Source organism: Solitalea lacus (assembly GCF_022014595.1).
Classification (GTDB): domain Bacteria; phylum Bacteroidota; class Bacteroidia; order Sphingobacteriales; family Sphingobacteriaceae; genus Solitalea; species Solitalea lacus.
In genome coordinates, this window is the sequence record NZ_CP091740.1 from 2,863,248 (window position 1) to 2,885,429 (window position 22,182).

18 protein-coding genes are annotated in these 22,182 nt (G+C 36.5%); 10 read left to right on the plus strand and 8 right to left on the minus strand.

The genetic code is table 11. The features are described 5' to 3' along the window. Positions 1–56: 56 nt before the first annotated feature. Together L2B55_RS12375 and L2B55_RS12380 are read right to left on the minus strand one after the other, a co-directional pair. Entirely contained in the window at positions 57–533 is a 477-nt protein-coding gene (locus tag L2B55_RS12375; protein WP_237846095.1) for a hypothetical protein, read from the minus strand. A 202-nt stretch (positions 534–735) separates the two neighbouring features. Next, positions 736–1,191, minus strand: a complete 456-nt coding sequence (locus L2B55_RS12380) for a hypothetical protein (RefSeq protein WP_237846097.1) — start codon at positions 1,189–1,191, stop codon at positions 736–738. A gap of 247 nt (positions 1,192–1,438) precedes the next feature. Here L2B55_RS12380 and L2B55_RS12385 point away from each other — a divergent pair, with 247 nt between their 5' ends. The 7 genes from L2B55_RS12385 (at position 1,439) to mgtE (ending at position 11,603) form a co-directional block, all read left to right on the plus strand. Continuing rightward, positions 1,439–2,110 (plus strand): DUF4136 domain-containing protein, encoded by a 672-nt coding sequence (locus tag L2B55_RS12385; RefSeq protein WP_237846100.1) that lies wholly within the window; start codon positions 1,439–1,441, stop codon positions 2,108–2,110. Positions 2,111–2,278: 168 nt separating this feature from the next. Beyond that, positions 2,279–3,190 (plus strand): hypothetical protein, encoded by a 912-nt coding sequence (locus L2B55_RS12390; protein ID WP_237846103.1) that lies wholly within the window; start codon positions 2,279–2,281, stop codon positions 3,188–3,190. A gap of 32 nt (positions 3,191–3,222) precedes the next feature. Then, positions 3,223–5,394, plus strand: a complete 2,172-nt coding sequence (locus tag L2B55_RS12395) for a S9 family peptidase (protein ID WP_237846106.1) — start codon at positions 3,223–3,225, stop codon at positions 5,392–5,394. A gap of 333 nt (positions 5,395–5,727) precedes the next feature. Next, positions 5,728–7,386, plus strand: a complete 1,659-nt coding sequence (locus L2B55_RS12400) for a peptide MFS transporter (RefSeq protein ID WP_237846109.1) — start codon at positions 5,728–5,730, stop codon at positions 7,384–7,386. Positions 7,387–7,443: 57 nt separating this feature from the next. Continuing rightward, positions 7,444–9,144: a peptide MFS transporter gene (locus L2B55_RS12405; protein ID WP_237846112.1), complete on the plus strand. Its 1,701-nt coding sequence runs from the start codon at positions 7,444–7,446 to the stop codon at positions 9,142–9,144. A gap of 129 nt (positions 9,145–9,273) precedes the next feature. Continuing rightward, entirely contained in the window at positions 9,274–10,008 is a 735-nt protein-coding gene (locus tag L2B55_RS12410) for a polyprenol monophosphomannose synthase (protein ID WP_255696442.1), read from the plus strand. Positions 10,009–10,220: 212 nt separating this feature from the next. After that, positions 10,221–11,603 carry a magnesium transporter gene (mgtE, locus tag L2B55_RS12415; RefSeq protein WP_237846117.1) on the plus strand — a complete coding sequence of 461 codons (1,383 nt, stop codon included), beginning with the start codon at positions 10,221–10,223 and terminating at the stop codon, positions 11,601–11,603. A gap of 196 nt (positions 11,604–11,799) precedes the next feature. Here mgtE and L2B55_RS12420 read toward each other — a convergent pair whose 3' ends face one another. The 4 genes from L2B55_RS12420 to L2B55_RS12435 all read right to left on the minus strand — a co-directional run bounded on the left by L2B55_RS12420 (position 11,800) and on the right by L2B55_RS12435 (position 17,986). Continuing rightward, complete coding sequence (locus L2B55_RS12420) at positions 11,800–12,933, minus strand: tetratricopeptide repeat protein (protein WP_237846119.1); 1,134 nt, start codon at positions 12,931–12,933, stop codon at positions 11,800–11,802. A 27-nt stretch (positions 12,934–12,960) separates the two neighbouring features. After that, complete coding sequence (gene gyrA, locus L2B55_RS12425; RefSeq protein WP_237846122.1) at positions 12,961–15,528, minus strand: DNA gyrase subunit A; 2,568 nt, start codon at positions 15,526–15,528, stop codon at positions 12,961–12,963. A gap of 196 nt (positions 15,529–15,724) precedes the next feature. Next, a complete protein-coding gene (hemF, locus tag L2B55_RS12430) occupies positions 15,725–16,624 on the minus strand; it encodes an oxygen-dependent coproporphyrinogen oxidase (RefSeq protein ID WP_237846124.1) in 900 nt (299 codons plus the stop codon). A 102-nt stretch (positions 16,625–16,726) separates the two neighbouring features. Further along, positions 16,727–17,986: an MFS transporter gene (locus L2B55_RS12435; protein WP_237846127.1), complete on the minus strand. Its 1,260-nt coding sequence runs from the start codon at positions 17,984–17,986 to the stop codon at positions 16,727–16,729. 191 nt (positions 17,987–18,177) lie between these two features. On the opposite strand from L2B55_RS12435, the gene L2B55_RS12440 reads away from it, so the two are divergent. The 3 genes from L2B55_RS12440 to L2B55_RS12450 all read left to right on the plus strand — a co-directional run bounded on the left by L2B55_RS12440 (position 18,178) and on the right by L2B55_RS12450 (position 20,852). Then, a complete protein-coding gene (locus tag L2B55_RS12440) occupies positions 18,178–18,663 on the plus strand; it encodes a DUF4442 domain-containing protein (RefSeq protein ID WP_237846130.1) in 486 nt (161 codons plus the stop codon). Positions 18,664–18,675: 12 nt separating this feature from the next. After that, positions 18,676–19,299 (plus strand): AlbA family DNA-binding domain-containing protein, encoded by a 624-nt coding sequence (locus L2B55_RS12445; RefSeq protein WP_237846133.1) that lies wholly within the window; start codon positions 18,676–18,678, stop codon positions 19,297–19,299. Positions 19,300–19,463: 164 nt separating this feature from the next. Next, positions 19,464–20,852: an MATE family efflux transporter gene (locus L2B55_RS12450; RefSeq protein ID WP_237846138.1), complete on the plus strand. Its 1,389-nt coding sequence runs from the start codon at positions 19,464–19,466 to the stop codon at positions 20,850–20,852. Here the strand turns inward: L2B55_RS12450 and L2B55_RS12455 are convergent. Continuing rightward, on the minus strand, positions 20,849–21,751 hold the full coding sequence (locus tag L2B55_RS12455) for a histone deacetylase family protein (protein WP_237846141.1): 903 nt from the start codon (positions 21,749–21,751) through the stop codon (positions 20,849–20,851). The genes L2B55_RS12450 and L2B55_RS12455 overlap by 4 nt on opposite strands. 56 nt (positions 21,752–21,807) lie before the next feature. Next, positions 21,808–22,113, minus strand: coding sequence for a phosphoribosylpyrophosphate synthetase (locus L2B55_RS12460; RefSeq protein WP_237846146.1), 306 nt, complete (start codon positions 22,111–22,113; stop codon positions 21,808–21,810). Positions 22,114–22,182: the final 69 nt, after the last annotated feature.

Below are 22,182 nucleotides of genomic sequence, written 5' to 3' on the forward strand. Positions count from 1 at the left end.
CATCCTGTTCCAACCCTAACCATTGTTTGTTTTAGTGAAATAACCACTCATTTCTACTACAACAACCAAAGATTCCTTTTCTTTTTGGGAATAAAATAAACGGCCCCAAGAAACAAAAACACATTTACAAAAATGTTGCCGTAGGCAAATGGTACAATAATTTTGTTAAGAAACTCATTGCTTGTTGATTCATACAATTGAAAAATGCTTTGAAACATCAAATAAATAAAAGAAATCAAGAATCCGCAGCAAATCAAAAATTTAGAATTAGTGAATAAAGCAGCCTTCTCCGTTAGCACAACTTTATTTAACTGATGGATACTTAAAATACCAATTAGGAAAGCGGATAAAGACTTGGTGTAGATATTTACCCCAATAAAATGGAGGTCAAAAATATTGTTATTAATTATACTTTCTACAAGCCAGGAGATAAGTATTAATGCTAAAAATGACCAATATAGTTGTCTCTTTTTATAAAATAAACCCCAAACTTTAAACTGATACATTGGAATACCAAATTCCAGAAGTATCATGTATCTATGAACAATAAGGTTGTTATGTATTAAATGGGCTAGTATAATATTCAAACACTCTGCAATTAAGCCGACAAATAAAAGCCACAAAAAGGGATGGTAGCTTTTATCTGAATTTTTATAGCGTACCATCCCTAGTAAAGTTGCAGGCAGTATACTGTAAGAGCTTAAATACCAAATATCAAGTTGCATAAATATTACTCTAACAACGTGGAGGGCATGGCAAACCATTTTCCACCACTATCGGGTCTCCACTTTCTGAAACACCTGTTCCTGTCATAAGGATGTTAATTTGTGGCCCACCCTGTAGACCTTTGGATTCAATTGCTTTGGGCCAAATCGGCTTGCCTTCAATGTCAATTGGCACTAGTATCAAATGAAATCGTTCTTTCTGTGGATTTTCAGCAGTTTGATACCCGTTTTCTCCTTGTCCAAAATAAATTCTTATGCCTTCACAACCGTCAGTTGCTAACAGTTGCAAAATAGCATCTCGTTTAAAGGCCTCTGATTTAGGAATCATAGGGGGCTCGTTTTCCAACTTGTTCCAGGAAAAAACAATGCCATTTCGGTAATGATTGTTTTCGAATTTTTCAATAAAACTCTTGGCTTTGTCACAATCGATCTTATGATCGTGATCACTGGGAAAGAAATTAGTCATAGTTTTTAGATATTAGAGGTAGAACCACAGGTTAATACCTATTAAATTTACTTAGACATTTTATTCTTTTTCAAATTATTTTACTCGGATAATCAAATAATTTAAACTCCCATTAATTAAATCTTGAATTAGCGCATTTAATAGATTTTGTATATATTTAATAGAAAGCAATTTACATCGTTAAGAGGGATATTTAAATCTCTATTAACTTTAGTATTCTAATAATATTATTCTATTAATACCAATTATGATCAACAATTTCGCTCTTAAAAAAAGTGTTGGCACCAGGTGCTTAGCATTGTTTATTATTTCTTCAATCATTTTAAGTGCTTGTTCTCCTGCTACAAAAGTTACAGCCACATGGAAAGCTAATGATGCAACCAAAACTTACAAAAACCTGTTTATTGTAGCTGTGAGTAAAAACTTGGCTTATAGAAAAACTGTAGAAGATAAAATGGCAACTGCACTGGCTGCACAAGGAGCTACAGTGACCAAAAGTACCAGTGTACTTTCTCCGGAAATGACTAAAGAAAAAATAGATAAAGAAAAACTCTTGCAAAAATTCAGAGAAGCAGGCTGCGATGGTATTATCGCAATTGCTTTAGTTAATAAAGATTCTGAAACCCGATATGTTCCTGGAACCACCACGTATGCACCAGGTGGTTATTATGGTAGTTTTTGGGGATACTATGGCGGCGTAGGAGTATATGACCCAGGCTATTACACAACTGATAAAACTTATTATCTTGAGACCAACTTATATGATGTGAATAGCGAAAAATTAGTATGGTCAGCGCAGTCAGAAACTCTTAACCCTTCCAATATTGACAAGAATGCAACAGAGTTTGCCGACCTGATTGTTGCAAAAATGGTAAGTGAAGGTGTAATACAATCAACAACTCCGCCTAAAAAGAAATAGTCAACAGTTTTTTAATGATTTACTATGAAAGCCGGCTAAATTGTCGGCTTTCTTTATTAGGTTTAAATCAATTTTATAACCATTTGAAACTATCATTTTTGTGACAAACAAAAGTTCAAATTCATAATATTTATCAATAATTATATTTGAGGTTGAATAATATGTTCGATGAAAAGAGTAATAACCATTTTTGCATGTTTTTGCCTGGGGATTTCAGCGCTATTTGCCCAATCAAAAACAGATGAGCAGTTTAAGAAGTTTGAAAAGACCCTAAAAAAAATTGACGCTGAATCTATCAACGGTGAAAACGAACTTGAACGAAGGAATGCTACTTACATGTTTATTAAAACATTGGTGCAAGCCTTAAAATTACCTGGCTCGTTTAATTATCCTTTTGATTCGCTAAAAACAACGATTTCCATTGTCAAGGATCCGGCAAACAAGTTCAGAATTTTCAGCTGGCCTTTTGCACAAGAAAATGGAACTTACCGATACTATGGGGCCGTTCAGATAAATAATCCAAAAGGATTAGAATTATATCCACTTAAGGATTATACCGACTTGATTAAAAACATTAATGACACTGTTACCTCAAATGAATATTGGGTAGGTGCTCAATATTATGATATAATTCCTCCTAATTCATCAAACGAACCATACTTATTACTCGGTTGGAAAGGTAATGACAACCAAACCTCCATGCGTGTAATCGAACCAATGAGCATTGCTGATGGAAAAATTACCATGGGTGCACCTGTTTTACAAGACAGTACAGGAAAATTGCATAATCGTTTTGTTTTTGAGTACAGTAAAGCCGCTTCAATGATGGTTAAATACAGTGCTTCTAAAAAATGGATTGTTTTTGATCATTTAGTTCCAACTGATCCAAGTAAAAAAGGAAATTATGAGTTTTATGCTCCAGATCTGTCATATGATGGGTTTAAATATGATAAAGGCAAGTGGGTTTTCATATCGGACCTGAATTTGAGTAACGATCCGTCAATTACAGACGAGTTATTTAATGATCCAAAAAAAATGACAAATCCCCAGCAAACTCCGGTTAAGAAAAGAAAAAATTAAATCCTCCAATCCAATACATTAATAAGGTAAATATGAGAAAAATGTTAATTCCCGCTTTTTTACTGCTGGTGCCGTTCATCGGTTCAGCTCAAAAAAAGCCTATTACTTTAGATGAAATTTACACCAAACGAAGTTTTGCTGCTTCAGGTGTTTTTGGCTTAAACTCAATGAAGGATGGTAAGCATTATTCTTCCATTTTTAATGACAGGGCTAAAAACGATACCTATGTATTGAAATACGAATATGCTTCAGGCTTGGTAAAAGATACTATTCTAAAAAATAGTAAACTGAATTATCAGGGAAAAACCATTCAGCTTGACGATTATTCATTTAGCAATGACGAGAGTAAAGTGTTAATTGCGACTGAAACAGAGCCAGTATACCGTCGATCGAGTTTAATAAACAATTTCATCCTCGACAAAAAAACAAGCAGCTTGGTTGCACTTTCAGAAAATGGAAAGCAAAAATATGCTGACTTTGCTCCTGACGCCTCCAAAGTTGCCTTTGTTCGTGATAATAACATCTTTATTAAAGATTTAACAACCGGAGATGAGAAAAAAATCACTACCGATGGTGTGAAAAATAAAATTATCAATGGAGGAACTGATTGGGTTTACGAAGAGGAATTTGAATTTGCCAGAGCTTTCTTTTGGTCTCCTGATGGGAAAAAGATTGCTTACTACAGGTTTGATGAAACTGAAGTTCCTGAAATCAGCATCCCGGTTTATAACAATTTATATCCTGAAGAGTACCGATATAAGTACCCTAAGGCAGGTGAAAAGAATGCCATTGTAAGTATCCACGTTTACGATTTGGTTAACGGTAAAACAACCACGGTTGATATAGGCCCTGAAAAGGATCAATACATTCCGCGTATAAAATGGACGAATGACTCCAATACTTTATGCGTGTTCCGAATGAACCGCCATCAAAATAAATTGGAGTATTTACTAGCCAATGCCCAAACCGGTTCAACCAAACTAATTTTAACTGAAACTGACAAACGTTATATCGATGTAAATGACGATCTTACGTTCCTAAGCGACAATAAATCGTTTATAATTACCAGTGAACAGGATGGTTATTGTCATATTTATATGTATGATTTAAGTGGAAAACTGGTTCGTCAGATTACAAAAGGTGCATGGGAAGTTACTTCTCTTTACGGGATAGATGAAAAAACTAAAACCATTTATTACCAAGCGGCAGAAATCTCTCCAACTAAACGTGAGATTTATTCAATCAAACTTGATGGAAGCAGCAAAAAAAGACTAACAAGTGCAGAAGGTTCAAACAATGCCACCTTTAGCAGCGATTTCTCTTATTTTATTAACACTTACAGTAACGCCAACACACCGGCCTCGTTTGTATTGAGAGATAAAAATGGTAAGGAAGTTCGTTTACTTGAGGATAACCAAAAGCTTAAAACTCAACTTTCCAACTATGCATATCAAGGCAAAGAGTTTATTCAAGTTCCAATGCCTGACGGCTTAAAGCTTAATGCTTGGATGATCAAACCGGCCAATTTTGATCCCAATAAAAAATATCCAATATTCATGTATGCTTATGGTGGACCTGGCAGTCAGCAGGTACTGGATGGCTGGAACGGTGGTGATTTGTGGTATCAATCCATAGCCGATAAAGGGTATATTGTTTTTTGTATGGATAACCGAGGAACAGGAGCCCGTGGTGCTGATTTCAAGAAAGTGACCTACATGCAGTTAGGTAAATATGAGATTCAGGACCAAATAGATGCTGCCAAATGGTTAGGAACACAATCATACGTTGATGCAGCCCGTATTGGTTATTATGGGTGGAGTTTTGGTGGATACATGGCTTCATTAGCAATTACGCGCGGGGCTGATGTATTTAAAATGGCTATTGCCGGAGCACCGGTAACCTCTTGGAGATATTATGATACCATTTACACGGAGCGTTTTTTACGTACCCCGCAAGAGAATCCTTCAGGATATGATGATAACTCCCCTATCAATTATGCTGATAAATTCAAAGGGAAGTATTTATTGATTCATGGTACTTTTGATGATAATGTGCATTTCCAGAATTCTGCGGAGATGGCTTTAGCACTTATCAAAAAAAATAAACAGTTTGAAAGTTTCTACTATCCAAATGAGCATCATGGGGTAAAATACCGCATGCAGTTACAAACAATGATGGTCGACTTTGTTCTTAAAAATTTGTAGAATAATTCCACACATAATATTAAACAAAGCACGTTCAACAGACGTGCTTTGCTATTTTTATAGCAAAATTCTTATTCAAATAATTATATTTTACAAACCAAAATACTAACTATCAGCATATTAAAATTTAACTTATTTTAATAGCAGTTTTAATAAAATCATTTTAAAAACCTGGAAATCAATATTTAATGTAAAAAAGTTAAGATGATATGATTTTCTTGCGTTTAAAACATTTTCTTAACAGAAAAATATTTCTACTTTAGCGGCTTTGGGAAAATCTTTTCCCTCTAAACCAATCTAAAAACAAATAAGTAATAAGACCAGAAAACCAAGATGGCTCAGAAGCAAGCTAAACATCCTAAAGGACTTCCATTTTTATTTTTATCTGAAATGTGGGAACGCTTCGGCTATTATCTAATGATTGGCATATTCACCTTATATCTTAAAGATGTTAAGGCTGGTTTCGCCATGACAGAGGCTGAATCTGCAGATTTATACGGAACGTTTATTGCCTTGGTTTTTTTAACCCCATTTGTAGGTGGTTTAATTGCCGATAGGTATTGGGGTTACGCAAAATCAATCATTATTGGCGGGATTATGATGGGTATTGGATATTGCTTAATGGCAATTCACAGTTTACCTATCCTCTACCTTTCCATGACATTAGTAATACTAGGGAACGGTTTCTTTAAGCCAAATATTTCAACCCTACTGGGGAATATTTATACCACACCTGAGTTTCAAGAGAAAAAAGATGAGGGTTATAATATTTTTTACATGGGAATAAATATTGGAGCCTTTATTTGCAATTTCTTCGGTGCCGCTTTATATATTATGCTGGGTTGGGGTTATGCATTTGTGGCTGCCGGTGTTGGTATGTTCATAGGCGTAACCGTATTCTTGTTAGGATTACGTCACTATAAAGCTTTTGATGTTAAGAAAGGTGTGCAGGAAGGAGATATGCCATTTAGCAAAATTATCTATTTAATCCTTCTTCCTTCCATTTTTGCTGGTATTATCGGATGGATTCTTCCACAATCATTACTTGGACATCCTTTAGTTGGCTCTAACAGCACAGATGCGTTTATTTTTGCCTGCATTCCGGTAATTTACTTTTACTCTTCTTTATACTTTAAAGCCTCAGCTTCAGAAAAAAGACCAATAGCAGCACTGCTTACAATTTTTGCTGTGGTAGTTCTTTTTTGGGCGGTTTTCAAGCAAAATGGTTCGGCTTTAAATACTTGGGCAGACCGCTATACTGATCGACACGTTTCTAACCCAACTGCGGAGCAAGTTTTCAACAAGCTAAAATTTTCTCAAACAGTAACTTACGTAAAAGATTCTGTTGCTCAATATGATGAAGCCTTCCGTTTGCAAAAAGTAAATGGTGTTGTCCAAAAAGAATATAATTACCCCGTTTATTTTAAAAATGTTAATAAAGAGCACTTACCTTCAGAAGGAAGCAATGCTGAACTTTGGGCAACCAACCTAAGTCAATCAATAAATCCGGGATGGGTAATTTTGTTAACACCTGTTGTGGTCGCCTTCTTTACCTGGCTAAGAGGAAAAGGCAAAGAACCTTCAACCGCGTCAAAAATCATATTCGGAATTTTTATTTCAGCATTATCTGTATTGGTAATGGTTGGAGCCGTTTATGCCGGCCACAACGGAACTGAAAAAGTTTCGGTTTTATGGTTGGTAGCTGGTTACGGTATAATTACCATTGGTGAATTATTCTTGAGTCCGATGGGACTGTCTTTGGTGTCAAAGCTAAGTCCTGCTCGTATTACCTCATTAATGATGGGCGGATGGTTTTTAGCAACGTCAATCGGAAATAAATTATCAGGCGTATTAGCTACCCTTTGGGATACATACGATCACAAAACCAGTTTCTTTTGGGTAAACTTTGCTTTATTAATGTTTTCAGCGTTAATCGGTTTTGCATTGTTGAAATGGTTGAACGGAATTATGAAGGAAAAAGGCATTAAGTAATAAAACAATTAATATAGATAAATAAACCTACTTTTAAATAAGCACATTTTAATAAAAATGAATCAAAATCAACCGATTGCACGAGAGCAAGCTCAAGTAAGCTCAAAACACCCTAAGGGACTTTGGGTATTGTTCGGAACTGAGATGTGGGAGCGCTTCAACTTCTATGGAATGAGAACGCTGTTAACATTATTCATCGTAAATTCTTTATTGATGAGTAAAGAAGAGTCATCTCTAATTTACGGCGGATTCCTAGGCTTGTGTTATTTAACACCTATGCTAGGTGGATTTATTTCCGACAGATTCCTTGGGAACAGATATTGTATTATGCTCGGAGGATCATTAATGGCCATAGGTCAGCTATTGTTATTCTTCAGTGCAAGTACATTTAGCACTAACTTGGATCTGGCCAAAATTTTATTATATGTTGCTTTAGGTGTTATCATATTTGGTAACGGTTTCTTTAAGCCTAATATTTCTTCAATGGTGGGAAGCCTTTACCCTTCGCAAGAAAAAAGCAAATTGGATACAGCTTTTACAATTTTCTACATGGGTATAAATGTAGGAGCATTCTTAGGTCAATTCATTTGCCCAATGCTTGGCGACGTTGTTAATGCGGATGGAACCAGGGACATTTTCGCATTTAAATGGGGTTTCTTAGCAGCTTCATTTGCCATGGTTATTGGTACCTTAACGTTCTATTTATTAAAAGATAAATACGTAATTACTCCAGAAGGACGTCCAATTGGTGGATTGCCTAAGCACAATCAGGCAGCAGACTTTGCTGAAGGTGAAGCTCAAACAGCGCACTTTACTTCTACTGCATTAATTGTTTCAGTGATTTCTTTTATTGGATTAGCATTAGTTTTCAATAAAGTATTTGGTCAGAATGTTATCTACTCAATTATTTATGGTAGTGGTTTGACTTTGGCAGGCTTAATTCTATCTGATAAATCATTGACAAAAGTTGAAAGAGATAGAATCTTAGTAATTTATATAGTTTCATTCTTTGTTATCTTCTTTTGGGCAGCATTTGAACAAGCTGGTTCTTCATTAACCTTTATTGCAGACAACCAAACCGACAGAAACTTTTTAGGATGGCAAATGCCACCTTCGATGGTGCAGATCTTCAACGGAATTTTCGTTGTAATGTTTGCTGTTCCATTCAGTATGTTATGGGATAAATTAAGAGCTAACGGAAAAGAACCAATCTCTCCATTCAAACAAGCTATTGGTTTATTATTAATTGCAATCAGTTATTTCATTATTGCTCATAATGTAAAAGACTTAGGAAATTCAGGCCTTTTAGCTATAAAATGGTTGATATTATTATATTTAATTCAAACATTTGGCGAATTATGTTTATCTCCTATTGGTTTATCATTAGTAGGTAAATTAGCTCCTAAACGCTTTGCATCACTCTTATTTGGTGTATTCTTCTTGTCGAATGCATCAGGTTATGCCCTTGCTGGAACTTTAGGATCAATATTGCCTGCAACCGGAGAGCAATTTACAAAGGCAAAAACAGCAGGAATTGATTTGCAAGCAATTTTAGATAAAACTGTTACGCCAACTGCTGAACAGTTAAAATTCTTACAAGAAGCTAATATCAGCGCTACTAACCCTGTTTTTGCAGGATTCGAAATTCATAACTTGTTCGAATTCTTCATGGTATTCGTTGTGCTTTGTGGAGTTGCATCAGTACTTTTATTTGCCTTAACACCACGATTGAAAAAAATGATGCATGGTGTAAAATAAAAACCAGCAATACGACATTAAAAAAAAGGAGTTCGCAAAACGAACTCCTTTTTTTTAATTGAAAATAATCGTTTGGGTTAATTTTTTACCAATAGTTAAAGTATATTCGCATTCCAAATAAAATAAACAGTGTTTTCAGATAGTATCGTCATAATACCCACATATAATGAGAAAGAGAATGTAGAGCGAATGATTCGAAAAGTTTTCTCTTTGGATTATCCTTTTCATCTATTAATTATTGACGATGGCTCTCCAGATGGTACAGCCAGCATTGTTAAGCAACTTCAAAAAGAATATCCCGGACAACTTTTTTTAGAAGAACGCAGTGGAAAACTTGGTTTGGGAACAGCTTATATTCATGGATTCAAATGGGCACTGGCTCGTAACTATGAATACATTTTTGAAATGGATTGTGATTTTTCACATAATCCGGACGACTTGATTCGTTTAAGGGAAGCTTGTGTAAACGGTGCCGATTTGGCTGTGGGTTCACGATATATTACAGGTGTAAATGTGGTGAACTGGCCAATGGGTAGAGTTTTAATGTCTTATTTTGCATCCCGTTATTGCCGGATTATTACAGGCGTTGAAATACATGATTACACAGCGGGTTTTAAATGTTATCGAAAACGCGTATTACAAACTATAGACTTGGATAAAATTAAGTTTATTGGTTATGCGTTTCAAATTGAGATGAAATTTACTGCAGTAAAGCATGGTTTCAAATTGGTTGAAGTACCTATTATTTTCACCGATCGTACAGCAGGAACATCAAAAATGAGCACAAAAATTTTCCGTGAAGCGATCTTTGGAGTTATACAGCTTAAAATAAGAAGCTGGTTCAAGAAATATCAACAGGCTTAATAAACTTTGCCTTAAAGAAACAAGGATATCTCCTTGTTTCTTTCCTAACACGCCTAAAATGATCAAGTGGTAAACCTTGAACATTTCTACTAAATACCATATTAATTTTCGGTTCATTTTTTGCCGTTGAATGGTGATTCTTCGGTAGAAAAATCTACTTTTGCAAAAAATAAAAATTCACACCCATGTAGCATCATTATTAATCGGAAATCATGATTGAAACAACTCAAATCCAGGAAATCTTAGAACTGATTGAGCAAAAAAAGTTTTTTGCATTACGTAAAATTATCAAAGACTGGCACCCGAGTGAGCTCGCAGAGTTGTTTGAAGATATTCCGATTGATGACCGTGCCATCGTTTTCAGGGTACTCCCCCGTGAATTAGCTTCAGATACTTTTGAATACCTTGATATTAAAATCCAGAAGGATTTAATGAAGGGATTAGGTCAGGAACGTGTAGCTGACATTTTGAACGAAATGTGGGCCGATGACCGTACTGCCTTATTTGAAGAACTACCAGGCCCTGTTGTAAAGCAATTATTGGAATTGCTTAGTCCGGAAGAGCGCCGCGTTGCCAGTACCTTATTAGGTTATCCTGAAAATTCGGTAGGCCGTTTAATGCTTCCAAACTATATTTCAGTAAAGGAATATTGGACAGTTGAACGGGTTTTGGACCATATACGTCGCTACGGACACCTTACAGAATCCTTAGGAATTTTATACGTTATCAATGGTTCAGGGAAACTAATTGATGAAATAAGAATCAATGACATCCTTCTCGCTCCACTGGAAAAAAAAGTAAACGAAATAATGGATGGCAACTTTGTCTTCCTGCATGCTAATGACGACAAAGAGGAAGCCATTGAAGTTTTTAAACAATATGACAGGGTTTCGTTGCCGGTTGTAAACTCGGATAATGTTCTGATTGGAATTGTAACGATTGATGACGTACTCGATATTGTTGAGGAAGAAGATACCGAAGATATTCAAAAATTTGGTGGTATGGAGGCCTTGGAAGACTCCTACATTGAAACCCCTCTTTTTGAAATGATAAAAAAACGAGCTGGCTGGTTAATTATCCTATTCATTGGAGAAATGCTCACTGCCACTGCTATGGGGTACTTTGAAGATGAAATTGATAAAGCCGTTGTCCTGGCTTTATTTGTTCCATTAATTATTTCAAGCGGAGGTAATTCAGGTTCTCAAGCAGCGACATTAATTATCCGATCATTAGCTTTAGGTGAAATTTCTCTAGCCGATTGGTGGAAAGTAATGCGTAAGGAAATTATTTCTGGCATAATATTGGGATCCATGTTGGGTATCGTTGGTTTCGCACGCATTGCAATTTGGCATTCCATTTTTCCTAATATGTATGGCCCTCACTGGTTACTCATAGCCATTGTAGTAGGTACATCGTTAATTGGTGTAGTGCTTTGGGGAACTTTATCCGGTTCAATGATGCCATTATTATTGCAAAAACTTGGATTTGACCCTGCAACCTCATCAGCTCCGTTTGTTGCCACACTTGTTGATGTTACCGGTTTGGTAATTTATTTTACTGTAGCATCATTAGTACTGAGCGGAATATTGCTGTAAAAATTTCTTAACTATAAAATTTAAAACAGACTGTTCACACAATGTGCAGTCTGTTTTTGTTTATTGTTATTATCCTTAATGACACTAGCTCAGGAATGACAATGTCCTTGATTATCATTAAGGTATATACGCAAAATAAAAGAGCGGCTCTACAATTATTGCAGAGCCGCTCTTTTATATGATAAAATCAAGAAGCTTATTCGATCGCTTTTAAAGCTGCATCAATCTGAGCATACTTTTCTTTTTGGTTAGTACGAGCATATACTTCTTTCAAAGAAATCATTACGTTACGATCTTTAGGATTGACTTCATAAGCTTTCTCTAAATAAGGAAGCGCTTCAGATGCTTTTTTCTGGAATTTAGCACGCTCTGCATCATATTCTTTTACTTTATTAGAAGGAAGCATATTGGCTTTCTTAATAATTTCAGCAGCTTCATTGTAGTATAAAGCACCTAAATTATAGTTAGCATCAAAATAGTTTGGATCGATTTCTAATGCTTTTTTGTAAGCAGCAATGGCTTCAGCTTGCTTTTTGATATTTTCATAAGTTACTCCTAAAGTAAAATATAAGGTTTTATTCTTAGGATCCGTAGCAATAGCCTTATTCAGCTTTTCAATAATAACATCAGATTTTCCTTCATTTAAATAAAAGTTGATCTCATCGATCATCAAAGTGTTATCTGAAGGAAATAACTTACGACCTTTTTCCAATGCGGCAACTGCAGCCTCTTTATTACCATCAGCTTTATATAACTCAGCCAATTGGTGATAAATGTATGGCTCCTTGTTAAAATTCATATCTGCAAGCTTTTGGTAAGAAGCTTTGGCTGTTGCGTTATCTTTAAGTTTCTCAGCCATAATACCAATGTTTAGGTATAATGATGTATCCTGAGGATTCACTTCAGAAGCAAACTTAAATTCTTTCAATGCGGTTTGATAATCTTCAGCATTATTGGCCGCAATACCTTTATTGTAAGCAGAAGCATAAATGTTGAAGTATGCATTTTTCATCTCGGTCTCATCCAACTGCTTTTTGGTATCAAGCTCTTTAGCTTTATTCAAAGATTCATAGGCAACCTTTGCAGGATCATAATCCAAATTCTTTTTTGTAGTATCTAAAGCAATAGAGCCGTAAATTTTACCTTTTAAATAAAAAGTTTTAGCTTGATTTGCAGTCTTTGGATGAACAGCGGCTTTATCAATTGACTCTTTAGCTTTATCAAGCTGACCGAGCATCACCATTTTTTCGGCGTTATCTAATTCCGCATTTTGTGCTTTAGCAACAACAGCGGCTGCTAAAAACAATCCAGATAACAAGATTTTTTTCATTTCAGAATATACTATTTATCTTATTAATTAATTTTCTTCACTATCAGATGACGCTTGAGACTCATCTCCGGTTGCATCTTCATTAGCAGAAGAATCAGCTAAATTTACAACATCTTCACCTTCAGTATCTTCTCCTGCATCCTCAATTTTAGCTACTGAAGCAATTTCATCATCTTCATTAAGCTTGATCAAACGAACACCTTGGGTTGCTCTTCCCATTACACGCAACTCATCAACACCAATACGTATAGTAATACCTGATTTATTGATAATCATCAAATCATCAGTTTCCTTAACATCCTTAATAGCTATTAATTGGCCTGTTTTTTCGGTTACGTTAATGGTTTTAACACCCTTACCACCACGATTGGTTACGCGATACTCATCTATATCAGAACGTTTTCCATATCCTTTTTCTGATACCACCAATACTGCTGTTTCTTTATCATCAACAGCAATCATTCCAACCACCTCATCGTCAATTCCACTCAAGGTAACACCACGCACCCCTGCCGCAGTACGTCCCATCGGACGAACCGTGCTTTCGTTAAAGCGAATTGCTCTTCCTGATCTAAGGGCCATTAAAATTTCTGAACTACCTGTGGTTAAACGAGCCTCCAACAACTGATCACCTTCATTAATAGAAATAGCATTGATACCATTGATACGAGGACGCGAGTAAGCTTCCAGGGTGGTTTTCTTAATGGTACCTTTCTTGGTACACATCATAATATAATTGCTTTCAAGGTAAGCCTCATCCTTCAACGTTTTTATCGTGACAAATGCCTTCACCTTATCGTCGCTTTCAATCTGAATTAGATTTTGCATTGCACGGCCTTTGGATATACGGCTACCCTCCGGAATTCCATAAACTTTCATCCAGAAACAGCGTCCTTTCTCGGTGAAGAACAACATATAATTATGCGTTTGAGCAATAAATAAGTGCTCAATAAAGTCTTCTTCACGGGTACTGCCACCCATTGATCCACGACCTCCCCTACCTTGCTTGCGATATTCGGTAAGTTTAGTACGTTTAATGTAACCGGCATGAGAAATAGTAATTACAACATCTTCATTTTCAATTAAAGATTCAATGTCTATTTCGCCTTCAGCGTGAACAATTTGAGTTTTACGTTCATCACCAAATTTATCTTTTACTTCGTTTAGCTCATCCTTAATGATTCCCATTCTTAAGCCTTCATCAGCCAAAATAGCTTTTAAACGTTCAATGGTAGCCATTAATTCAGCATATTCATCTTTAATCTTGTCTCGTTCAAGTCCGGTTAAACGACGAAGCGTCATATCCAAAATTGCACGAGCCTGAATATCGCTTAATCCAAATTTGTCCATTAAACCTACGCGAGCCTCATCTGGAGTTGGAGAGTTTCGAATTAAAGAGATAACTTCATCAAGATGATCAAGTGCAATTAATAATCCTTCAAGAATATGGGCACGCTTTTCAGCTTCTGAAAGCTCAAACTTAGTACGTCTGATTACTACCTCGTGGCGATGCTCTACGTAATAGTGGATCATATCCTTCAAGTTCAACAACATCGGGCGCCCTTTTACTAAGGCTATATTATTGATACTGAACGATGTTTGTAATGCTGTGTACTTATAAAGATTATTTAAAACCACATTAGCATTAGCATCACGTTTCACCTCGTAAACAATACGCATACCTTCGCGGTCCGACTCGTCCCTGATTTCAGAAATTCCTTCAATCCTCTTCTCGTTAATCATCTCAGCCGTACGTTCAATCATCACTGCCTTATTAACCTGGTATGGAATCTCATTTACGATAATGCGTTCACGACCATTTTCCAAGGTTTCGATTTCGGCATTGGCACGCATTACCACCCGGCCGCGACCGGTAGTAAAGGCATCTTTAATTCCTTCATATCCGTAAATAGTTGCTCCGGTAGGAAAATCAGGCCCCTTAACGTACTTCATCAACTCATCAATAGTGATGTCGCGATTATCAATATAAGCAACCGTTGCATCTATTACCTCAGATAAGTTATGAGGAGCCATATTGGTGGCCATACCTACAGCAATACCTGAAGCACCATTTACAAGAAGGTTAGGGATTTTTGAAGGAAGTACAGTTGGCTCTTCAAGAGAGTCATCGAAGTTAAGCTGGAAATCAATAGTGTCCTTATTGATGTCTGCCAGCATCTCTTCTGCAATACGGCGCAAACGAGCCTCCGTATAACGCATTGCTGCCGGGTTATCACCATCAATTGAACCAAAGTTTCCTTGTCCATCAACAAATGGGTACCGCAATGACCAATTTTGGGCCATACGCACCATAGTGTCATAAACGGAACTATCACCGTGTGGGTGATATTTACCTAAAACCTCCCCTACAATACGGGCAGATTTTTTATAGGGTTTACTACTGCCTACTCCTAGTTCAAGCATACCGAACAAAACCCGGCGGTGTACCGGTTTCAATCCGTCGCGAACATCAGGCAAGGCTCTGGAAACGATTACCGACATCGAATAATCGATGTAAGCTGCTTTCATTTCCTCTTCAATATTAATAGGAATGATTTTACTTCCGTTTATCTGTTCGTTATTCTCTTCTGCCATTTATTGATCTTTGGTGATTCAAAAATTATAAGAATGCCTGCGAATTTAACAAAATTGAATGATAATTCAGTCTTAAAACTATGCCTTAAAGCATAATATTAGCAATTTAATTTATTTATTATTCCTTCAAAAACAAAACGATCACTAAGCAAGAAAATGTTAGTGATCGTTCCTTTAAATTCTTCTGAAAATTTACTTACACCCAGTTAACTCCCTTTTTCAACAGTTCAAGTGTTTTAGCCTCTTCTGTTCCGGGTGATGGTTGGTAATTATAAGCCCAATTTGCTTGAGGAGGCATGCTCATTAAGATAGACTCTATGCGGCCATTAGTCTCCAATCCAAACTTGGTGCCCGCATCATAACATAAATTAAACTCGACATACCTGCTCCTGCGTAGATATTGCCAATTTTTATGCTCAGGAGTGAACTCCTTAATTCTGTTTTGTTCTATTAAGGGCACATATACCTTGGTAAAGGTTTCACCAACAGCTTTTACAAATTCCCATCGGTCATTCATAGTAAAATGCTCAGATTCTCCTAAACGATCGAAGAAAATACCTCCCACTCCACGCGTTTCATTACGATGTTTGATAAAGAAATAATCATCAGCCCAACGTTTAAACTGCTCATAATAATGCTCATTGAACTGATCGCAGGTATTTTTCAGTGATTGATGGAAAAATTTAGCCTGTTCTTCATTTACGTAATGAGGAGTTAGGTCAATACCCCCTCCAAACCATTTCAAATCCGCCTCCGGAGTTTCAAAATACCGAACATTCATATGAATGATTGGTACCAAGGGATGATTAGGGTGAATTACGATAGACACTCCAGTAGCAAAAAAAGTTGTCTTTTGCTCTAATTTAAAAGATTTTTGAACCGGTTCTGGTAATTCACCATGCACCGCAGAAAACATCACACCGCCTTTTTCTAAAACGGATCCGTTTTGCAACACCCTGCTTCTACCACCGCCACCTTCTGCCCTAACCCAATTTTCTTCCAGAAACTTACCGCTGCCGTCGGCTGCTTCTAGTTTCCGGCAAATATCATCTTGCAATCCCCGAAACCAATCGGCAATATGTTCTTTTGTTAGCATACCGACAAAAATAATCTTTAATTATGAGTTTTATCAACGTAAATAAACCATAGTCGCAGTTTCAAATGATAAGTAACTATGCACATCGAACCTTGTTACTGGCTACTTTTCCACGTAGTCCAGTTCTTTCCCGTAGGTTTCCTCCAAATTATATAAAGCAATATAGGCTAAAGCAATTGTAGTTGCACCTACGATTAATCCACTATTTATAATACCGAAATTAGGTTTCAGAAAGTTAAAGAAAAGCAATACTGGAACTAAAGAACCTCTTACAAAATTTGGAATGGTGGTAGCTACTGTTGCTCTGATATTAGTTCCGAACTGTTCTGCTCCCATTGTTACAAACACAACCCAATAACCTGTCGACAAGCCCATTATAAAGCACATGATGTGGAAGAAACGGGCATTAAAACTTTTAGACAATAAAAAGTATAAAACCGATAGAAGAGTGGCGGTTAAAAAGATAAATACCATCTTTTTACGGGTTTTGAACACTTGGCTCAATGATCCACACAACAAATCACCAAGTGCTATACCAATATAAGCATACATAATTCCATTACCAGGGCTCAATGTTTCAGTAGCCCCCATTGCTTTTCCAAAATCATTAGCAAAGGTTACTACCACTCCAATTACAAACCAAACCGGTACGGCAATTAATATAGAGCTTAAAAAACGCGAAAAACGGCTCCATGAAGTGAACAACATAAAGAAATCCCCTCTGGCAACTTCGACATCTTTAATTTTATGAAACATACCCGACTCAATTACTCCAACACGCATTAGCAACAAAACCAATCCCATCACACCACCAATTATGTATGAAGTTTGCCAAGAGTAATGGCCCCCAACCTGGGCGGCCACAACAGCTCCAAATAAACCGATACCAGCAATCAGCATAGTTCCATATCCCCTATTTTCTTTGCTCATTGTTTCAGTAATAAGTGTCACACCCGCTCCTAGCTCTCCTGCTAAACCCACGCCCGCAATAAAACGTAAAGCGGCATATTGATCAACAGTTGTCACAAAGCCGTTGGCAATATTTGCTAATGAATATGTTATGATCGAACCGAATAAAACCCACAATCTCCCCTTCTTATCACCAAGGATACCCCATAAAATACCACCGGTAAGCATCCCTATCATTTGGCAATTAATTAAAAATGAACCGATGGATGACAGTTCATCAGGGTTGGTGATACCCAATCCATTTAAACTTTTAATACGGATTACCGAAAACAGAATAAGATCATAGATATCAACAAAATAGCCTAGTGCGGCTACAATAATTAATAAGGTTATGTTTCGATTAGTAGTTGATTTCTTTTGCTCCACTTGATTAATAGGTTCAGAAAGTTGCATACAAAAATTAGTTTAAGCTCGCTAATATAGGTATGTAACAATAAAACCCAAATTTCTAACTGCACAATGCCTGATTCACCCAATAAATAAAAGGAATTAATTATGTATGCATAATATTTTCCTTGAGACTGTTGAATAACTCCTTCAAAATTGTAGTTTAGGGGTTTGATCAAGCCCAGCATTTATTGAGAATGAAAATATCAAATAACACGCTTAAATGGTTAATGAGGTTTTATCCACCGCTTTTTTTTCAACGTATATGGGTAAAGCATATTTCGGAAGACTTTAAAACCATTGAGGTTAAGGTTAGCAAGAGCTTGTTGAACAAAAACTATAACGGAACTATTTTTGGTGGGACTATTTTTAGCGCTGCAGATCCTTTTTATTCCATAATGTTTTGGCAGCATTTTCGTCATAAAAGCTTTAAAGTGCTGGGCTGGTTAAAAAGTGCGGATATTCAATACAAAAAACCGGGAAATACCAACCTAACTCTTATATTTACCCTAACCGATGAAGATGTAAACGAGGCTGAACAAGCATTAAATACAATAGGTAAGTTTTCGAAAGCATATCCTGTTGAGGCCAGAAATACCAAAGGAGAGCTTTGCGCCATGATTTATACCGAAGTATGGATGCGAAAAATTAGTCCGGAACAACATTCTCAGGCGGGTTTCTAAACCTTTACTGCCATGAACCTCAAACGATTGATACTAGAAGGAGAAAGTGCAACCCTCGATTTCAAAAAAACCATTACCAGTTGTGAAAAAATAGCCAAAACAATGGTTTCGTTTGCAAATACACGTGGTGGTAAATTATTAATTGGAGTAGCCGATAATGGTTCTATCAAGGGAGTAAAATCAGAGGATGAAGAACGATACATGATTACTCAGGCCGCTCATATTTATTGTCGTCCACAACTGGAACCAATCTTTGAGGAAGTAATAATTGACGATAAAATTGTCCTTGTGGTTGAAATTAAAGAAAGTGATGTTAAACCTCATTATGCCCTTGGCGAAGACAATAAATGGTGGGTCTACATTCGAATTAAAGACCATAGTGTACTGGCCAGCAAAATTGTAGTTGATGTGCTAAGTAAGGAAACCAAAGGAGATGATGTATTGATTGAATACTCATCTAAAGAAAAGGCCCTTTTAGAATACCTTGCAAATAACGACCGAATTACACTTCCGGAATACACCAAAATGCTCAATATTTCCAAGCGAGCAGCATCACGTATTTTAGTAAATTTGGTTTTAACGGGTGTTATAAGGGTACACACTACTGAAAAACTGGAATTTTACACGGCAAGCTAACTTGTAACCTGTTTGTAGCAACGTACAATTAAAAGTCACCGAAAAGTATCTTTGTCATATTAATGGCTGCACATCGGCGCGTTCCGGCTCAACTCCATTTTTTCATATTATTTGGTATCAGATAGATAAATTTATTTTTATTTCGATACGTTCTATTAAAGATCATGCATCAATTATACTATAAATACAGGGATCAATATAAAAGCAATTTTCAATTAGCCTATCCAGTTGTTATTTCGCAGTTGGGACATGTTGCTGTTGCTATTGCCGATAGCATTATTATCGGTCAGAAAACCGGAAGTGATGTATCATTGGCAGCAGTTGCATTAGGCAGCAGTATATTCACTCTTTTTATGGTAACGGGCATAGGAATCTCCTATGGATTAACCCCTTTAATTGCTCAGGAAAACGGACGTAAAAATAAAGCTGAATGTGGTAAACTGTTAGCCAATAGTCTTAAAATAAACATCACTGCAGGCTTTATTTTGTTTTTAATTATTTTCTTCGGGTTATTTCTGATTCAATATCTCAACCAACCAGAGGCAGTGGCTAAACAAGCAAAACCTTTTTTGGGATTGTTGGGATTTTCAATAATACCTTTAATGGTTTTTCTCACTTTTAAGCAGTTTACAGAAGGGCTGGGATTTACAAAACAAGCTATGAGTATTACCATTTGGGGTAACCTAATAAATATTTTGGTTGGAGTAACCTTAGTATTTGGACTGTTCGGGATAAAACCGATGGGGGTTGTTGGCGTGGGTATTGCAACCTTAACAGATCGTATTTTAATGGCCATTGCCATGAGCACTTATGTATTTCGCTCAGAAAGATTTAAAGAATACTTAAAAGAATTCAAACTTAAAGCATACTCATGGCAACAGTGTAAAAAAATACTAGGAATTGGCATTCCAGTTTCAATGCAATACATTTTTGAGGTGAGTGCATTTAGTGGGGCAGCTATTATGGTGGGGTGGTTAGGCGCTAAAGAGCTTGCTGCACATCAAATTGCTTTAAGTTTAGCTTCATTAACATTTATGATGGCAAGTGGAATTTCTGCAGCAGCTGGAATAAAGTCCGGAAATTATTTTGGTCAACAAAACTATAAGGAGCTACGCTTTTCGGCTGTTGCAAGCTACCATATGGTAATTGTCTTTATGCTAACTTGTGCCTTCATTTTCACTGTGTTCAATTATTTTCTGCCGTCGTTATACATAAAAAATAATGATGTAATTACCATTGCAGCCGGCTTGTTGATTATTGCTGCATTTTTTCAATTGTTTGATGGAATGCAAGTGGTTGGCTTGGGTATTTTACGAGGCATGGGAGACGTAAAAGTTCCAACTGCAATCACTCTTATGGCTTATTGGATTATTGGTTTGCCTTTGGGTTATGTATTGGGTTTTAAATTGAATATGGGAGTATTTGGAATTTGGTGGGCCTTACTAACTGGCTTATTGGTAGCGGCAGTTTTACTGTTGATTCGCTTTAATAGCTTAACAAGAAAGTTAGAACACTCATTAAGTAATCAAACGTCAGAAGTTGCTTCAAACTAAAAATACAGGTCATTTGCAAGCCTAAAAGTATTGCAATGGGCCTCAACAATATCGGCTACCCGCGGCGAGTATCCACCGCCCATACTCACAGAAACAGGTATATTATGCAATTTGCACTGTTCAAAAACAAACCTGTCTCGCTCTTTACAACCAGCCTTAGAAACAGATAATTTACCCAGTTTATCTGTTTCTAAAATATCCACTCCAGACAGATAAAAGATAAACTCTGGTTTCTCACATTCTATTAAGCGCGGTAAAGTTTCTTTTAACAAGCTTAAATACAAGGCATCATTGGTGTTATCCGGTAATTCAATATCTAAATCGGAACGTTCTTTTTTATAAGGCCAATTGGTTTTTCCATGCATAGAAAATGTAAAAACCGCAGGGTTATGTTGAAAAATTTCAGCCGTTCCATTTCCCTGATGCACATCCAAATCTACGATCAAAATTTTATTTACTATCTTCTTATGCAGCAAGTAATTGGTAGCAATTGCAATATCATTCAATAGGCAAAACCCCTCTCCTTTATTGGTAAATGCATGATGCGTACCTCCAGCAACATTCATTGCCACTCCATGTTCTAGGGCGAAATAACAGCAGTCAATAGTTCCCTGAGCAATTGTAAGTTCCCTTTCAACCAATTGCTTTGAAAGAGGAAATCCTGTACGACGTTCTTCTTGAGGTGAGAGTGTAAGTGTTTTCAGTTTATTCCAATAATCATTATCATGAGTTAATAAGATAATTTCTTCTTCAACCGGAACCGGACGAAAAAGATTTTCCACTGAAATAGAACCTTCATGCAGTAGTTGTTCAGGAATGAGTTCATACTTGATCATCGGAAACCGATGACCTTCAGGCAGTGGATGTGAGTAAATCGGATCGAAAGAAATTTTTAACATCAAACTCAAAACCCAAAAGTACATATTTGGTTTAAGTTGAGATAAAATGCCTATACCTAATTATGATGCATCTGCATTTTTTTCAGTAGCTCGTCTGATATTGGATCGGAGTAAATTCCATAAGCACTTACAAAAACTCCTTTTTTACCATCAACAGATTGGATAGCGTAAACGGCAGCTTGTTCATCCGGATCTGTCATACCTTCAAACCGATAAACCTCCATAATTTCGAACTGCTCTGGATGCCAAAACAAATCATGCTCTTCACAAGCAAGATGATCTTGTTTAAGATTGAAATTGAGCGTATATCCACGCTCATTCAGTCCGTTGAGGGCATCAACTATAGTATCGTAGCTGTACATATTCGACTATTTTACCTAAATTTAATTCAGTTTTTTACCAAAACCAAACAGATAGTGGTTAATATTTAA

Bases quoted from the DNA above. Each gene is read 5' to 3' on its own strand.
- L2B55_RS12375 (WP_237846095.1), bottom strand. From the start codon at position 533: ATGATACTTCTGGAATTTGGTATTCCAATGTATCAGTTTAAAGTTTGG.
- L2B55_RS12380 (WP_237846097.1), bottom strand. From the start codon at position 1,191: ATGACTAATTTCTTTCCCAGTGATCACGATCATAAGATCGATTGTGAC.
- L2B55_RS12385 (WP_237846100.1), top strand. From the start codon at position 1,439: ATGATCAACAATTTCGCTCTTAAAAAAAGTGTTGGCACCAGGTGCTTA.
- L2B55_RS12390 (WP_237846103.1), top strand. From the start codon at position 2,279: ATGAAAAGAGTAATAACCATTTTTGCATGTTTTTGCCTGGGGATTTCA.
- L2B55_RS12395 (WP_237846106.1), top strand. From the start codon at position 3,223: ATGAGAAAAATGTTAATTCCCGCTTTTTTACTGCTGGTGCCGTTCATC.
- L2B55_RS12400 (WP_237846109.1), top strand. From the start codon at position 5,728: ATGGCTCAGAAGCAAGCTAAACATCCTAAAGGACTTCCATTTTTATTT.
- L2B55_RS12405 (WP_237846112.1), top strand. From the start codon at position 7,444: ATGAATCAAAATCAACCGATTGCACGAGAGCAAGCTCAAGTAAGCTCA.
- mgtE (WP_237846117.1), top strand. From the start codon at position 10,221: ATGATTGAAACAACTCAAATCCAGGAAATCTTAGAACTGATTGAGCAA.
- L2B55_RS12420 (WP_237846119.1), bottom strand. From the start codon at position 12,933: ATGAAAAAAATCTTGTTATCTGGATTGTTTTTAGCAGCCGCTGTTGTT.
- gyrA (WP_237846122.1), bottom strand. From the start codon at position 15,528: ATGGCAGAAGAGAATAACGAACAGATAAACGGAAGTAAAATCATTCCT.
- hemF (WP_237846124.1), bottom strand. From the start codon at position 16,624: ATGCTAACAAAAGAACATATTGCCGATTGGTTTCGGGGATTGCAAGAT.
- L2B55_RS12435 (WP_237846127.1), bottom strand. From the start codon at position 17,986: ATGCAACTTTCTGAACCTATTAATCAAGTGGAGCAAAAGAAATCAACT.
- L2B55_RS12440 (WP_237846130.1), top strand. From the start codon at position 18,178: ATGAAAATATCAAATAACACGCTTAAATGGTTAATGAGGTTTTATCCA.
- L2B55_RS12445 (WP_237846133.1), top strand. From the start codon at position 18,676: ATGAACCTCAAACGATTGATACTAGAAGGAGAAAGTGCAACCCTCGAT.
- L2B55_RS12450 (WP_237846138.1), top strand. From the start codon at position 19,464: ATGCATCAATTATACTATAAATACAGGGATCAATATAAAAGCAATTTT.
- L2B55_RS12455 (WP_237846141.1), bottom strand. From the start codon at position 21,751: ATGTTAAAAATTTCTTTCGATCCGATTTACTCACATCCACTGCCTGAA.
- L2B55_RS12460 (WP_237846146.1), bottom strand. From the start codon at position 22,113: ATGTACAGCTACGATACTATAGTTGATGCCCTCAACGGACTGAATGAG.